Source organism: Streptomyces deccanensis (assembly GCF_022385335.1).
Classification (GTDB): Bacteria; Actinomycetota; Actinomycetes; order Streptomycetales; family Streptomycetaceae; genus Streptomyces; species Streptomyces deccanensis.
This window is the reverse complement of record NZ_CP092431.1, coordinates 3767754-3782591: the sequence shown is the minus strand read 5'-3', so window position 1 is coordinate 3782591 and position 14838 is coordinate 3767754. Positions and strand designations below refer to the sequence as shown.

Here is a 14838-nt window from a genome sequence, read left to right as displayed (position 1 = left end):
ATGAGCGTTAACGCATTTCCTCCAGGTTAACGACCGCTAACCTCCCTGTCTAGAATTGCTCTCATGACCACCAGAACCGACGCCCCCACCCGTCGCGAGCAGATCCTCAAGGAGGCCGCGCGGCTCTTCGCCGAGCGTGGCTTCCATGGCGTCGGTGTCGACGAGATAGGCGCCGCCGTGGGTATCAGCGGTCCCGGTCTCTACCGGCACTTCGCCGGCAAGGACGCGATGCTCGCCGAGCTGCTGGTGGGCATCAGCGAACAGCTCCTCAGGGGCGCCGAGCGGCGGCTGGCGGAGGCCGACGGGGGGCCCGCCGAGGCGGTCCTCGACTCCCTCATCGAGGGGCACATCGACTTCGCCCTGGACGACCGCCCCCTGATCACCCTGCACGACCGCGAGCTGGACCGCCTCCGCGACAGCGACCGCAAGCTGGTGCGCCAGCTCCAGCGCCAGTACGTCGAGCTGTGGGTGCAGGTGCTGCGCGAGGTCCACGGCGGCCTCACGGAGGCGGCCGCCCGCTCCGCCGTGCACTCGGTCTTCGGCCTGCTGAACTCCACCCCGCACCTCGGCCGCCCCGGTTCCCTCCCGGGCCGGACGGCCACCGCCGCCCTCCTTCACCGCATGGCCCGGGGGGCCTTCGGGGCGGCTGCTGCGCAGGAGTGACGAGCGTTACGGCGGGAGGGGTCTGGACGGGCTTCCCTACCCGCCGGTACGGTTGCTGAGCAAGCGCTTAGCCGACTCGGATGCGTCCGGTGGGGCGCTGGGCACATCCGAAAGCACTCAGGTGGAGGTGACGGCGTGCGCCGTACGGTGTTCAACGAGGATCACGAGGCGTTCCGGGAGACCCTCCGTGCCTTCATCGAGGCCGAGGTCGTGCCCGTCTACGACGAGTGGCTCGCCGCGGGCCAGGCGCCGCGCGAGTTCTACTACAAGCTCGCCGAGCTGGGTGTCTTCGGCATCCGTGTCGACGAGGAGTACGGCGGCGCCGGCATCGACTCCTACAAGTTCGAGGCCGTCCTGTACGAGGAGACCGCCCGCGCGGGCATCACCTTCGGCGGCTCCGGCGTGCACGTGCTGCTCGGCCTGCCCTACATCAAGCTGCTCGCCACCGACGAGCAGAAGAAGCGCTACCTGCCGAAGTTCTGCTCCGGCGAGGAGATGTGGGCCATCGCGATGACCGAGCCGGGCACCGGCTCCGACCTCGCCGGCATGCGCACCACCGCCAAGCTCTCCGAGGACGGCACGCACTACGTCCTCAACGGCGCCAAGACCTTCATCACCGGCGGCGTCCACGCCGACCGCATGATCGTCTGCGCCCGCACCGCCGCCGCGACCAAGGAGGACCGCCGCCACGGCATCTCCCTCTTCGTCGTGGACACCAAGGCCGAGGGCTACTCGGTCGGCCGCAAGCTCGACAAGCTCGGCCTGAAGACCTCCGACACCGCCGAGCTGGCGTTCGTCGACGTCAAGGTGCCCGTCGAGGACCTCCTCGGCGAGGAGAACAAGGGCTTCTACTACCTCGGCCACAACCTCGCCTCCGAGCGCTGGGGCATCGCCTACGGCGCGTACGCGCAGGCCAAGGCCGCCATCCGGTTCGCCAAGCAGTACGTGCAGGAGCGCGTCGTCTTCGGCCAGCCCGTCGCCGCCTTCCAGAACACCAAGTTCGAGCTGGCCGCCTGCCAGGCCGAGGTCGACGCCGCCGAGGCCGTCGTGGACCGCGCCACCGAGGCGCTGGACGCGGGCGAGCTGACCGCCGCCGAGGCCGCCTCCGCCAAGCTGTTCACCACCGAGGTCGCCCACCGCGTCATCGACCGCTGCCTCCAGCTGCACGGCGGCTACGGCTTCATGAACGAGTACCCGATCGCCCGCCTGTACGCGGACAACCGCGTCAACCGCATCTACGGCGGCACCAGCGAGATCATGAAGACGATCATCGCCAAGGACATGGGTCTGTAAGGGAACGGGTCCGTAAGGCACCGGAAACCCCTGCACAGTACAACTGACCCCATGAGTCAGCCCGCACTTCAGTCTCTCCTCGATCTGCTCGACCTGGAGCAGATCGAGGAGAACATCTTCCGCGGCCAGTCCCGGCCCGCCATCGTCCCCCGGGTCTTCGGCGGGCAGGTCGCCGCACAGGCGCTCGTCGCCGCCGGGCGCACGGTCCCCGCCGACCGGCTCCCGCACTCCCTCCACGCGTACTTCCTGCGCATCGGCGACGCCGGCGCGCCCATCGTCTACACCGTGGAGCGCATGAACGACGGCCGCTCCTTCACCGCGCGCCGCGTCGTCGCCGTCCAGCACGGCCAGCCGATCTTCGCCCTCTCCGCGTCCTTCCAGCGGTACGAGGACGGTCTCGACCACCAGGCCCCGATGCCCGCCGCGCCCGACCCGGAGACGCTCCCCACCGCCGAGGAACGCCTCCCGGCGTACGGCCTCGACCCGGCCGTGGTGGAGAAGATGCTCGAAGCACGGGCCGCCGTCGACCTGCGCTACGTCGACGACCCGCCCTACGGCCGCTACGGCGAGCCCCGCGAACCGCGCTCCCAGGTCTGGTTCCGCGCCAACGGCAAGCTCGACGACGACCCCCTCCTGCACGTCGTCCTCGCCACCTACGTCTCCGACATGACGCTCCTCGACTCCATCCTGCTCGCGCACGGGCGCGGCGGCTGGGCCGTCGGCGACGTCGTCGGGGCCTCGCTCGACCACGCCATGTGGTTCCACCGGCCCTTCCGCGCCGACGAATGGCTCCTGTACGACCAGGAGTCACCGTCGGCGGCGGCCGGCCGGGGCCTCGGCCAGGGCCGGATCTACACCCAGGACGGCCGCCTCGCGATCTCCGTGATCCAGGAGGGCGTGGTCCGCGTCCCGAGGGCGCGGCCGAAACAGCCGGCGGAACCGGCGGAGCCGGGGCAGCCCGGGGCTACTCCCCGCTGAGCCCCGCCTGTTCCAGCAGGTACGCCGACATCGGGTCGTAGTGGCGCGGGCTGACCACGTGGTCGTCCAGGGGCACCACGACCTGGAGGGTGCCCTCGGACTCGCCGAGGAAGAGGGCCGGGTCGTTGGAGTCCGCGTACCCCACGGAGTCGATGCCGAGCTGGCCGGCGCAGCCCGCCCAGCCGTGGTCGGCGACGACCAGGTCGGGCAGCGGGCGGCCCGCGCCCTCCAGTCCCCGGAGGATGGCACGCATCGGCTCGGGGGAGTGGGTGTGCCACAGGGTGGCGCCGTGCTCCAGGACGGCCACGTCCGCGAACTGCATGACGTACCCCTCCTCCGTCTGCAGGCCGTCCGGGATGACGACGATCTCGCAGCCGGCCGCGCGCAGCGCCCGCGCGGTCTCGTGGTGCACCTGGAGCAGCCCGCCGGGGTGCCCGGTGGCGAACAGGACGCGCTGCCCGCCCTCCGCCGCCTTGCGCAGCCGGGCCGCCATGCGCTCCAGCGCGTCGACCGTCAGGTCCGGGTCGATGGTGTCCTGGCCGTAGCGGTGTCCCGGGTCGTCGTTCACCCCGACGCGCTCCGCCATCACGGCCAGCACGTCCTGCTCGTCGGTCCAGCGGTCCCCGAGCTCCAGGCCGAGCCAGTAGTGGCGGTTGCCGTTGGCCAGTTCGCGGTAGTGGGAGAGGTTGTTCTCGCGCGGCGTGGCGACGTCGCCCGCGATACGCGTCCTGACGAGGTGCTCGACGAGCTCGGCGCGGCTGGGGGTCCCGGGTATCGGCATGGGTCCATTGTGAGGCAGACAACTCCCGGAGTCGCGGGCGTCCCGCCCGCTGCGACCTGCGTCACTCCGCCCGCCGCGCGGAGACGACCGCGTCGATCGCGGCGATCCGCCCGGCGAGGTCACCGGAGGGCACCTCGACGAGTTCGTGGCCGAACGCGCGGTAGGTGTCCTCGTGGATCCGCTCGAACTCCAGCGACTGCCGGAAACTGATGCGGCGTGCGGCGGTGGGCTCGCAGAAACCCAGGTTGCGGACGAAGAACACCTGCCGCTGGTAGACGGCTTGGCCGGTGACCCGTTCGACCTCGGCGGTCAGCGCCGGGGACGGCGGGCGCCCCTGGTAGGTGGCGAGCGCGAGCGTGCACAGCGGCGAACGGTCGTACACCTGGACGCCGTCGGCGGCCGGGGCCGCCAACTGCCGCTGTTTCTGCAGCTCCACGATCTCGTCGACGAACCACTCCCGGGTCCACGGCTCGTCCTCGCCGCGCGCCTGCGCCCGGGCGATCACATCGGTGGCCGCCTCCTCGACCACCGTGTGCCCGAGCGCGGCGAGGCCCCGCAGGATGGTCGTCTTGCCGGCCCCGGGGGTGCCGGTGAGCACGTATCTGCGCATGCCGCCAAGGCTAGGGCGCTTCTGTCCCGCGGGAGGGGGTGCCGTTCGGCGCGAGGCTCTATGCGCGTACCGCGGCGATCGCCTCGTCGAAGACCTGTTCCAGGTCGGCCGTGCCGTTGCTGCGGACCCAGGTTTCCGTCGCGACCTCGGAGCAGGCCAGGGCGCAGGCGACGAGAGCGCGGGCCCGTACCTCGGCCATGGGGTCCGCCGCGCCCAGGCGTTCGACGATGTCCGGCACCAGCAGCTCCGTCCAGTGCTGCCGCTTCTCCAACTGGCGTGCCCTGAGGGAGGGGGACGCGTGGAGCATGCTCGTGATCCTGAGGAACTCCTGGGGTGAGTACGGGAGGGATTCGACGAGCGACTTGAGGGCCTCCCGGAGCGCCTGCCACGGAGGTTCGCTCGCCGGACGGGCCTCCAGCGCGGCCCGCAGGACCGTGCCGTGGGCGGCGTGGTCGCCCAGCACGATGTCCTCCTTGGTGCCGAAGTAGCGGAACAGCGAACGCCGCGAGATGCCGATCTCGCCCGCGATCTGCTCCATGGTCGTGGCCTCGAACCCGCGCTCCAGGAACAACCGCATCGCGGTGGTGACGATCTCGGCCTGTACCGCTCGCCGGGTGCGCTCTCGCAGCCCCGGGGGGCCGCTCTCCCGCTCGTTCATGGGCCTCAGCCTATCGTCTTCGGCACTCTGTACCTTGCTGGCACTCAGTGACAAGTTAGGCGTACAGTGCCATCATCGTTGATCCTGTCCACCGTCCCCCCTGGAGCACTCCATGCGCGCCGTCGACTACCGCGGCCAGACCACCCTGATCACCGGTGCCAGCGCGGGCATCGGCGCCGAGTTCGCCCGCCGGCTCGCCGAGCGCGGCTCGCACGTCGTCCTGGTCGCCCGGCGCCGGGACCGACTTGAACGGCTGGCCGCCGAACTGACCGCGGCCCACGGCATCCAGGCCACGGTCATCCCGCTCGACCTGAGCCTGCCCGCCGCCGGACAGACCCTCGCCGAGGAGGTGGCACAGCGGGGCCTGACCGTGACGAGCCTCGTGAACAACGCCGGGTTCGGCACCTTCGGCCCGTTCCACACCGAGGACCCTCGACGGCTGCGGGAGGAGATCCACGTCGACATAGCGAACGTCGTCGACATCACCCGGGCGTTCATCGAGCCGCTGCGCACCGCCGGCACCGGAGTGCTCATCAACGTCGCGAGCATGGCCGCGTACTTCCCGGTTCCGAACATGGCCGTGTACGCGGCCGCCAAGGCCTTCGTACTGAACTTCACCGAGGCCCTGTGGCAGGAGTCCCTCGGCACCGGGCTGCGCGTGCTCGCGTTGTCCCCCGGTGCGACCAGCACCGAGTTCTTCGACGTCATCGGCACCGACGCGGCGGACGGCGGCGCCAAGCGCCAGTCCCCGCAGGAGGTCGTGGCGACGGCACTGCGGGCTCTGGACCGCCGCACGTCGAAGCCGAGTGTCGTCTCCGGCCGCCTCAACCGTGTGATGGCGGGCCTGGGCAGGGGCTTGAGCAGGCGACGCGCGGTGCTGCTCATGGGATCCACGACCGCCGCCCACCAGGGGTGAGTCCGTACGGTCGACCGGAGCGGTCGGTCGGTCGGCCGGTCAGGTCCTCCGTAGCGCGAACCACAACTCCATGCGGACGTCCGGGTCGTCGAGGTCGGTGTCCAGCAACGTGGCGCAGCGGGCGATGCGTTGGCGGACCGTGTTGCGGTGGACGGTGAGGGCGACGGCCGTACGGTCCCAACTGCCGTGCAGGGAGAGCCAGGTGCGCAGGGTCTCGGTGAGTGCGGCGGCACCGGGGGCGGCCGTGATCGGGGCCAGCAGGGCCTCGGCGTGGGCGGTCGCGTCCTCCGCCGGCACGAGGTGCGCCAGCGTCGTACGGGCCCCGTGCCGGACCAGCGCCGACCGGGTGGCCCTGGCGCGGGCCAGCGCACGGGCGGCCTGTACGTCGGCGGCGGGCCACGCGTGCGGCTCGGCGGGGGCGCTCACGCCGCACGTCCAGCCGGGCTGCTCGGGGATCTCGCGGTCGGCGGGGACGAGGACGCGGACGACGCCGTCGTGGACGTCGACGAGCGCGGAGCCCAGGGCCGCGCCCAGGGCGGCCGCGGCGAGGGCCTCCGGCCGGGGGGCGCCCTCGGCCGGGACGGCGTGGACGACGTGCCAGTGGGTGCCCGTGCCCGTTCCCGTGCCCAGGAGGGGGGCGACCTCCCGCACCTCGGCGCCGAGCAGGAGCCGTACCAGCGCCGAGGTGCGGGCCGTGCCGGTGCCGCTCTGGCGTTCGCCGGTGAGGAGGGAGAGCAGGACGGCGGCGACCGAGGCGATGGTGTGGTCGCCGGGGGTGCGGTGGGGGGTGGCCACGCCGAGGGCGAAGCCGTTGCCTTGGGAGGTGAGGGCGTAGGCGGTGAGGTGGGTGCCGTCGACTGTGTCGGTGGCGGAGGTGGGGGGTGGGGTGCGCGGGGAGGGGGTGGGGGGCTTGGGTGCGTCGGCGGGTGCGGGGTCGTGGGGGCTGGTCGCGCAGTTCCCCGCGCCCCTGGCGGGGGTGGGGCGGACCACGGTTGTCAGTGCCGCCAGGCCTTGGTGGATCGCTTCGCCGTACTCGCGTCCCGCCGACGCCAGCTCCGCCCCGTCCGGGCCGTAGAGCACAGCCCGGCCGCTCACCCGCTGGGCCAGCTGCCGCAGGACCGCGTGGACCGGGTCCGGGCGGGACGCGGCCGCCGCCAGGCCCTGCTGGGCCTCCGTCACGCGGCGGAGTTCCGCGTGTCTGGCCCTGGCCATCAGCTGCCAGACCGCGCGGGCGACGCCGGAGAACGTGGTGCCGGGCGGGACCTCGATCAGGGGCAGGCCGTGGGCGTCGCATGCGGCGATCAGGGCCCTCGGGACGCGGTCGTGGACGGGGGCGACGCCGAAGCCGAGGGCCGCGCCGCCCGCCGCGACGATGCGCGAGACGTAGCCGTCGAAGTAGTCGTCGTCGAAGTGGTCGTCGACGTAGTCGTGGGACCCGGTGTCCGAGCCGGCCGTCTCCGGGATGTGGACGCCGGCCGTCAGCAACAGCTCGCCGCCGAGCAGATACGGGTACGGGTCCGGCATCTCCGAGGCGTGCGCCGAGTGGATCTCCGTCCCCGCGTCCACCGGGCCGGCGATCTGCCGCAGACCCAGGTCGGCGTGGGCCAGCAGCGCCGAGAGGGGCACGGGTGGGGTGGGCGGGACGGCGGGCGCGGGGGGTACCGTCGAGTCCGACACCATGTGCGTTTCCTCCGTTCCATCCCGCTCGAATGGATGAAACGTACACTTCGCAGTCGCTCGGCGGCGGCCTAGGGTCGATGCCCGTCACTGTCACCGTCACCGTCTCCGGTCGGTCTCCGGTCACCCGGCACCCCCGCAGGAAAGAAGGCACAGCATCATGAGCGGCAACGAGACGCCCCGCGGCCCCGTCGACCAGCCCCGCGGCCCCGTCGACTCCTCCCGGATCCCGCGCTACGCCGGGCCCGCGACCTACGCCCGGCTGCCGCGCCTCGACGAGGTGGGGCGGGCGGACGTCGCGGTCGTGGGGGTCCCGTTCGACTCGGGCGTCTCGTACCGGCCGGGCGCCCGCTTCGGCGGCAACGCGATCCGCGAGGCGTCCCGGCTGCTGCGCCCCTACAACCCGGCCCAGGACGCCTCCCCGTTCGCCCTCGCCCAGGTCGCGGACGCCGGTGACATCGCCGCCAACCCGTTCAACATCAACGAGGCGGTGGAGACGGTCGAGGCGGCGGCGGACGAGCTGCTCGGCACCGGGGCCCGACTGATGACCCTCGGCGGCGACCACACCATCGCGCTCCCGCTGCTGCGGTCGGTCGCCAAGAAGCACGGCCCGGTGGCGCTGCTCCACTTCGACGCGCACCTCGACACCTGGGACACGTACTTCGGCGCCGAGTACACGCACGGCACCCCGTTCCGGCGGGCGGTCGAGGAGGGGATCCTGGACACCTCCGCGCTCTCCCACGTGGGCACGCGCGGGCCGCTGTACGGCAAGCAGGACCTCACCGACGACGAGAAGATGGGCTTCGGGATCGTCACGTCCGCGGACGTGATGCGGCGCGGGGTGGACGAGATCGCCGACCAGCTGCGCCAGCGGATCGGTGACCGGCCCCTCTACATCTCCATCGACATCGACTGCCTCGACCCCGCCCACGCGCCCGGCACCGGGACCCCCGAGGCCGGCGGCATGACCTCCCGCGAACTGCTGGAGATCCTGCGCGGCCTCGCCTCCTGCCACCTGGTCTCCGCCGACGTCGTCGAGGTGGCGCCCGCGTACGATCACGCCGAGATCACCGCGGTGGCCGCCTCGCACACGGCGTACGAACTCACCACGATCATGTCCCGGCAGATCGCCGAGGCGCGTAAGGAGAACGAGGGCCAGTGACCCACGACCACGACCTGGTACTCCGCCCGACGGCCGCCCAGACGGAGGCCGCGCTGAACCCTCCCCCCGGCCGCAACGGCGGAGACCTGGTCGTGGAGACGCTGGCCGGGCTCGGCGCGACGACGGTCTTCGGGCTCCCCGGGCAGCACGCGCTCGGCGTGTTCGACGCAGTGCGGCGGTCGGATCTGCGCTACATCGGCCTGCGGGTGGAGAACAACGCCGGCTTCGCGGCGGACGCGTACGGCCGGATCACCGGCGAGGCGGCGCCGCTGCTGCTGTCCACCGGGCCCGGCGCGCTGACGTCGCTGGCCGCGCTCCAGGAGGCCGCGTCCGCCTCCGCCCCCGTCCTCGCCATCAGCAGCCAGATCCCGACGGCGGGCCTGGGCGGCGGCCGGCACGGCTACCTCCATGAACTCCCGGACCAGGCGGCCTCGTTCCGGGGTGTGGTGAAGTCTGTCCACACCGTCCGTACGCAGTCCCAGATCCCGTCCGCGATCGAGGCGGCCTGGAAGTCGGCGCTGTCCGCCCCGCACGGCCCGGTGTGGGTGGAGATCCCGCAGGACGTGCTGCTCGCCGAGACGTCGATCCCGGTGGTGACGGGCGGCGACGCCTTCCCCGAGGAGTTGCCGCCGCGTCCCGAACTGACCGCTCTGGCCGCCCACTTGCTGTCGTCCGCCTCCCGCCCGGCGATCATCGCGGGGGGCGGGGTCGTCCGGGCGGACGCCTCCGGCAAGCTGCGGCAGCTCGCCGAGCGGCTGTCGGCGCCGGTCGTGACGACGTACGGGGGGAAGGGCGCCTTCCCGTGGACGCATCCGCTGTCGCTCCAGTCCTGGGTGGAGGACCGGCACACGACGGACTTCCTGGAGGACGCGGACGTGTTGTTGGTGGTCGGTTCGGGACTGGGTGAACTGTCCTCGAACTACCACACGTTCAGGCCCCGGGGCCGGGTGATCCAGATCGAGGCGGACCTCGGGAAGCTGGAGTCCAACCACCCGGCGCTGGGCATCCACGCGGACGCGCGCCTCGCGCTCCAGGCCCTGCTGGAGACGATCGAGGGCACCCGGGAGGACGCGACGGCGCCGGAGCGGGTGCGGGACGTGCTCGCGCGGGTGCGGGAACGCATCGAGGGACAGGAACTGACCCTCGAACAGAGCCTGTTGACGTCCGTCCGGCGGGCCCTGCCGCCCCGCGCCCCCTCCTTCTGGGACATGACGATCCTGTCCTACTGGGCCTGGTCGGCGTTCGACCCCAAGCACCCCAACACCATGCACTCCGCGCAGGGCTCCGGCGGCCTCGGTTACGCGTTCCCGGCGGCCCTCGGCGCGGCGGCGGCCGACCCGACCCAGCCGGTGCTGGCCGTCTCCGGCGACGGCGGCGCGCTCTACTCGATCGCGGAGCTGGCCACGGCCCGGCAGTACGACCTGAACGTCACCTGGCTGATCGTCGACGACGGCGGGTACGGCATCCTGCGCGAGTACATGACCGACGCGTTCGGCGAGACCACCGGCACGGAACTGACCCGGCCGGACTACGTGGCCCTGGCCGAGTCCTTCGGCGTCCCGGCCACCCCCACGACCCCCGAAACCCTCGCCACCGACCTCACCAAGTCCCTTGCCACGCCGGGTCCTTCGGTGGTCGTCCTGCCAGCGGTGTTGCGGATGTTCGCGCCGACGCACCTCTGACGAGCGTCGGACGAGCGGCGGTTCGGGGAGGTCGGGTCAGGGGCGCAGGCGGGACGCCAACCCCTCGAAATAGCCGCGGTGTACGGCCGGTAGGTCCACCTCGTCGGGGTCCAGGAGCCAGAGGAGGTGGGCGCCCTCCAGGAAGGCGGCCACCTCGGTGGCCAGGGTCGCCGGGTTCACGTCCGGGCGGGCCGAGCCGTCCGATGCCGCGCGGGTGAAGAGGGCCGTGAGGTGGGCGCGGAGGGCTCGGCCACGGTCGCGGAACCAGGTGTGCAGGGCGGTGCCGGGGGTCAGGTTCTCCGCCGTCAAGGTGGTGTGCAGGGCGGTCAGTTCGCGTTCGGCGGCTGCCGTGTGCGCCGCGTCCCGTACGAACCAGTCGAAGGCCTCGGCGAGGGTCGGCTCCGAGGTCGGGGTGGCCGACAGACGGGCCAGGGCGCGGCGGTCGGCCTCCTCCAGGACCGCCTGGACCAGGCCGTCCTTGCTGCCGAAGTGGTGGATGAGGGCGGACGGGGTGACACCGGCCCGCTCGGCGATCGCGGCGACGCCCGTGCCTCGTACGCCCTGCCGGGAGAAGAGCGTGATCGCCGCGTCCACCATCGCGCGGCGTCGCTCCACGCCCCGCTGCTGCACCTGCCCCTTGACTCCGGCCATGTGATCAGGGTGCCGGGCGGGGTGGTGGGGCGTCCACTGCGAAAAAGGAGTGCGCGATCCGTCCCCGGTCATTATCTTGAACGACCATGCAGGAAAATAGAGAGATGGACGACGACGTCCTGGTCGGCCGCGAGCGGATCGTCCCCGTGGACGGCATCGAGCTGTGGGCCGAGGAGTTCGGCGGGCCGGAGCATCCGGTCGTGCTGCTGGTGATGGGTGCGCAGGCGCAGGGCGTGCAGTGGAACGACGGGATCGTGCGGCGGCTGGTCGAGGGCGGGCGGCGGGTGATCCGGTACGACCACCGGGACACCGGGCGGTCCTCCGTCGTCGACTTCGCCGTGCGGCCGTACACCGTCGCCGACCTGGCCTCGGACGCGCTCGCCGTGCTGGACGCGTTCGGGGTGCGGCGGGCGCATCTCGTGGGGGCCTCGCTGGGCGGGATCATCGCGCAGCGGATCGCCGTCACCGATCCGGAGCGGGTGCTGACCCTGACGAGCCTGTCGTCCCAGCCGCTCGGTACGGACATGGCGGCGGCGGTGGCCCGGGCCATGGCGGGGGAGCCCCCTGCGCCGGGTGAACTGCCGCCGCCCAGCGCCGAGTTGCTGGCGGCCCTCGCCGTCTCCCTCCCCGATCCGGAGGCGGACCTCGAAGCGCACCTCGCCCTGCGGCTGCCGCTGTGGCGGGTGCTGCACGGCCCGGTGCTGCCGTTCGACGAGGAGGAGTACCGGGCCATGGAGCGGCGGGTGTTCGCGCGGGCGCGTGATCTGGCGGCGGGGTTCAACCACACGCTCGCCGGGGCGGCCGGCGGGGACGACACGGCGGCCCTGGCCTCCGTCACCGCGCCGACGCTCGTGCTGCACGGCACCGAGGACCCGATGTTCCCGCCGGCGCACGCGGAGGCGACCGCAGCCGCCGTACCGGGGGCCAGGCTGGTCATGATCGAGGGGCTCGGGCACACCCTGCCGTCCGCCCTGGACGCCCGCCTGGCCGAGGAGATCCTGCGCCACACGGCCTGACCGGCCGCTCGCTGACGTGATGCGGCGCGGCGCGCGTACCCGGTGCCGCCGGGTGCGCGCGCCGCGACCGTTGCCCACTCAGCGCAGAGCCGCGCCGAACATCGCGTCCGTGGCCGGGCCCGCCACGTCGCCGGGGCCGAAGGCCAGGGCCGACGTGGTGGTCGGGCCGGTGGTGGTGCCGGGGAGGACCCAGACCGCGCCGTTGTCGCTGTTCTCGGCGGGGGCGCCCACGACGAGGTCGCGGTGACCGTTGCCGTTGAGGTCCAGCAGGGCCGTGGTGGTACCGAACTTGTCGTCCGCCTCGGCGACTCCGGGGATCCCGGCGGTGTTCTGGTGGAAGACCTTGGTGCCGGCGCCCGTGACGCCGGAGGCGGTGCCGGGGACGAGGGCGACCGAGCCGGTGTTCACGATGTCGTCGACGTCCTCGTACGCGATGCCGAGCGCGATGTCGGCGTAACCGTCGCCGGTGACGTCGGCGACCGAGACCGCCGAGCCGACGAGGTCGCCCTCCTCCTGCGCGCCGGGGAAGCCGGGCAGGCTCTGGTCGAAGGTCTGGACGTTCGCCTCGGAGGTGCCGGTGGGCGAGCCGTAGGCCACCCGGACCTGGTCGGACCAGCCCTCCGCGCCCACGACCACGTCGTCGTAGCCGTCGCCGTTCACGTCGCCGATGCCGGTGCCCGCCGGGTCGCGGCTCGTGTCGTCTCCGGGCACCCAGCCGCGGGTGAAGCCCGAAGCGCCGCCCAGGAGCAGGCGGTTGCCCCAGGTGCCGTCGCCCGTGTAGTGCCACTGGACGATGTCGTCCCGGCCGTCGCCGTTGACGTCGCCGACCTGGCCGGAGACCACCGGGCCGGTGATGGAGGCCGGGCCGTTCTCGCAGCCGCCGCCGGTCGCGCAGGACGCGTCGTCCTCGTCCCAGCCCCACCACAGGGACTTGTCGAGGAGGTTCAGTACGGCGGCGGGCTTGCCGGCGCGGGAGATCGGGCCCTTCCACAGGGCCGCCGGGGCGCCCTCGGGGTCGTCGCCGCCGACGGACTGCGCGGAGAACAGCGCGAGGTCGGTCTTGCCGTCGCCGTCGAAGTCGCCCGCCTGCGGGGCCGCCCCGTACTGGGCGACGCTCGTGCCGCCGGCCAGTCCGGACGCCGAGCCCCAGAGGATCACCGAGCCCGCCGTGCCGCCCGCGATCACCAGGTCGCCGTATCCGTCACGGTCCAGGTCGCCCTTGGTGAACGTCGAACCGAAGCGCTGGTTGGTGGTGGCGGAGCCGGGGACACCCGTCGTCGAGCGGCTGATCAGCTTCTTGTTCGTGGGGGAGACGCCGCTCTTCGAGCCGTACAGGACGGCCACGTAGCCCGCCTTGGCCTTCGCCGAGATCGTGGCGTTCGGGGCGCCGACGACCAGGTCGGCGTACCCGTCGCCGTTGAAGTCGTCCGCCGCGCCGACCGTCGCGGGGGCCGCCGAGGCCGGGCCGAGCGACAGGGCGGTCAGCCCTCCGGCCAGCAGTACCACCGCTGCCAAGGGGGCGCTCACGCGTGCCGTGCGGGTGCTGCGTCGTGCTGCTGCTCGTGCTCGTGACATGCACGTGCCTTTCGGGTCGGTGGGGTCCGGTGGGCTCCGGTGTGGCGGAATCGCCGCGTCCATGTAGTCCGACTCGATAAGGGGTTCGCCGGTTGTACGTCCGAATGTCATGAGTGCGTAACTGCCGGGCCCCCCGGACGCGGCGACGTCCAGGGGGCACCGGGCTCGGCGGGCGGTGGTTACCAGATCGCCTCGACCCACTCCGGGTGGTCGATGAACGGGTTCCGGTTGCGCTGGTAGTTGGTGTAGATCAGCTCGTTGCGGCGCTCCTCGAAGGAGTCCGGCGGGTCCTCGTCGTTCCAGGCCTTCAGCACGGACAGGCGGCCGTGGAAGCGGGTGCCGCCGTTGGTGACGAGGTCGTTGGGCTCCAGGTTGGGCCAGCCGTCGTCGCCCTCGTAGCGGACCGCCATGTAGAGGATCATGCGGGCCACGTCGCCCTTGACGGCGTCCCGGGGCTCGAAGGAGTTCGAGTCGACGAGGCTGCCGCCGCTGTTGGTGAAGCTGCTGCCGCCGTTGTCGAAGTCGAGGTTGCCGCGGATGGCGTTGACCGTGACGTCCTCGGGGCGGAGGTGGTGGAGGTCGGTGCCGGGGCCGGCGGAGGTGCCGAAGTCGCCGTGCGACTGGGCCCACACGTGCTCGCGGTTCCAGTTGCCGGAGTTGCCGCCGTTGAGGGTCTTGCTGCGCGAGATGCCGCTGTAGAGCAGCTTCACGTTGTTGGAGTTGTTGGGGTCCTGGTCGGTGACCTTCAGCGCCTCCCAGACAGCCGAGTACGACAGCTTCGTCTGGGGGCTGATGATCGTGTGCAGGGAGGACTTCAGGGCCGTGCCGGTCTTGCCGATCGCGTTCGCGTAGTACGTGGCGTCGTAGGCGGTCGTCGTCGCCGAGGCGGGGGAGGCGGTGGCGGCCGGGAGGACGATACCGACGAGCACGGCCGACGTCGCGAGAGCGACCGACTTCCAACTGCGTATCCGCGCAGCGGGCATGAGAGGTGTCCCTTCCCAGAGGGCCGCGCAGGACGAGGAGTTGCTTCGGGGAGTCTCGTTCTACGCGGGTTGACTGTGTGGGTAACCGAGAGATTGGCATGGACGGGTCAGTCCATGTGTTACGAAGGGAAGGCGATTTGGTGACGTTATGAAGAACGAGGCAACCTTCGCGCCCCAACTTCCCTGCCCGTGC

At 72.3% G+C, this 14838-nt stretch carries 14 protein-coding genes; 7 read left to right on the top strand and 7 right to left on the bottom strand.

The window, feature by feature from the left end; all coding sequences use genetic code 11:
- Positions 1–63 precede the first annotated feature (63 nt).
- From L3078_RS16835 to L3078_RS16825, 3 genes are all read left to right on the top strand, one after another.
- Complete coding sequence (locus L3078_RS16835; RefSeq protein ID WP_239754593.1) at positions 64–663, top strand: SACE_7040 family transcriptional regulator; 600 nt, start codon at positions 64–66, stop codon at positions 661–663.
- Positions 664–798: 135 nt separating this feature from the next.
- Positions 799–1956 carry an acyl-CoA dehydrogenase family protein gene (locus L3078_RS16830; RefSeq protein ID WP_239754592.1) on the top strand — a complete coding sequence of 386 codons (1158 nt, stop codon included), beginning with the start codon at positions 799–801 and terminating at the stop codon, positions 1954–1956.
- Positions 1957–2007: 51 nt separating this feature from the next.
- Positions 2008–2934 (top strand): acyl-CoA thioesterase, encoded by a 927-nt coding sequence (locus tag L3078_RS16825; RefSeq protein ID WP_239754591.1) that lies wholly within the window; start codon positions 2008–2010, stop codon positions 2932–2934.
- On the opposite strand, the gene L3078_RS16820 is transcribed toward L3078_RS16825, so the two are convergent.
- The 3 genes from L3078_RS16820 to L3078_RS16810 form a co-directional block, all read right to left on the bottom strand.
- Positions 2921–3715: a phosphatase gene (locus L3078_RS16820; protein ID WP_239754590.1), complete on the bottom strand. Its 795-nt coding sequence runs from the start codon at positions 3713–3715 to the stop codon at positions 2921–2923. The genes L3078_RS16825 and L3078_RS16820 overlap by 14 nt on opposite strands.
- 61 nt (positions 3716–3776) lie before the next feature.
- Positions 3777–4325 (bottom strand): ATP/GTP-binding protein, encoded by a 549-nt coding sequence (locus L3078_RS16815; protein ID WP_239754589.1) that lies wholly within the window; start codon positions 4323–4325, stop codon positions 3777–3779.
- 58 nt (positions 4326–4383) lie between these two features.
- A complete protein-coding gene (locus tag L3078_RS16810) occupies positions 4384–4983 on the bottom strand; it encodes a TetR family transcriptional regulator (RefSeq protein ID WP_239754588.1) in 600 nt (199 codons plus the stop codon).
- Positions 4984–5095: 112 nt separating this feature from the next.
- Between L3078_RS16810 and L3078_RS16805 the strand changes: the two genes are divergently transcribed.
- Positions 5096–5899 carry an SDR family NAD(P)-dependent oxidoreductase gene (locus L3078_RS16805; RefSeq protein WP_239754586.1) on the top strand — a complete coding sequence of 268 codons (804 nt, stop codon included), beginning with the start codon at positions 5096–5098 and terminating at the stop codon, positions 5897–5899.
- Between the two features lie 39 nt (positions 5900–5938).
- Here the strand turns inward: L3078_RS16805 and L3078_RS16800 are convergent, their stop codons facing one another.
- A complete protein-coding gene (locus tag L3078_RS16800) occupies positions 5939–7579 on the bottom strand; it encodes a PucR family transcriptional regulator (protein ID WP_239754584.1) in 1641 nt (546 codons plus the stop codon).
- A gap of 157 nt (positions 7580–7736) precedes the next feature.
- On the opposite strand from L3078_RS16800, the gene speB reads away from it, so the two are divergent.
- Entirely contained in the window at positions 7737–8738 is a 1002-nt protein-coding gene (gene speB, locus L3078_RS16795) for an agmatinase (RefSeq protein ID WP_239754582.1), read from the top strand.
- Positions 8735–10420, top strand: coding sequence for a thiamine pyrophosphate-binding protein (locus L3078_RS16790; RefSeq protein WP_239754580.1), 1686 nt, complete (start codon positions 8735–8737; stop codon positions 10418–10420). The genes speB and L3078_RS16790 overlap by 4 nt, the downstream gene beginning before the upstream one ends.
- 36 nt (positions 10421–10456) lie before the next feature.
- Here the strand turns inward: L3078_RS16790 and L3078_RS16785 are convergent, their stop codons facing one another.
- Positions 10457–11071 carry a TetR/AcrR family transcriptional regulator gene (locus L3078_RS16785; protein WP_239754579.1) on the bottom strand — a complete coding sequence of 205 codons (615 nt, stop codon included), beginning with the start codon at positions 11069–11071 and terminating at the stop codon, positions 10457–10459.
- A 104-nt stretch (positions 11072–11175) separates the two neighbouring features.
- Here L3078_RS16785 and L3078_RS16780 point away from each other — a divergent pair, with 104 nt between their 5' ends.
- A complete protein-coding gene (locus L3078_RS16780) occupies positions 11176–12087 on the top strand; it encodes an alpha/beta fold hydrolase (RefSeq protein ID WP_239754578.1) in 912 nt (303 codons plus the stop codon).
- Positions 12088–12165: 78 nt separating this feature from the next.
- On the opposite strand, the gene L3078_RS16775 is transcribed toward L3078_RS16780, so the two are convergent.
- A complete protein-coding gene (locus L3078_RS16775) occupies positions 12166–13662 on the bottom strand; it encodes an FG-GAP-like repeat-containing protein (RefSeq protein ID WP_239754577.1) in 1497 nt (498 codons plus the stop codon).
- A 179-nt stretch (positions 13663–13841) separates the two neighbouring features.
- On the bottom strand, positions 13842–14645 hold the full coding sequence (locus L3078_RS16770; protein ID WP_239754576.1) for an endonuclease I family protein: 804 nt from the start codon (positions 14643–14645) through the stop codon (positions 13842–13844).
- Positions 14646–14838: the final 193 nt, after the last annotated feature.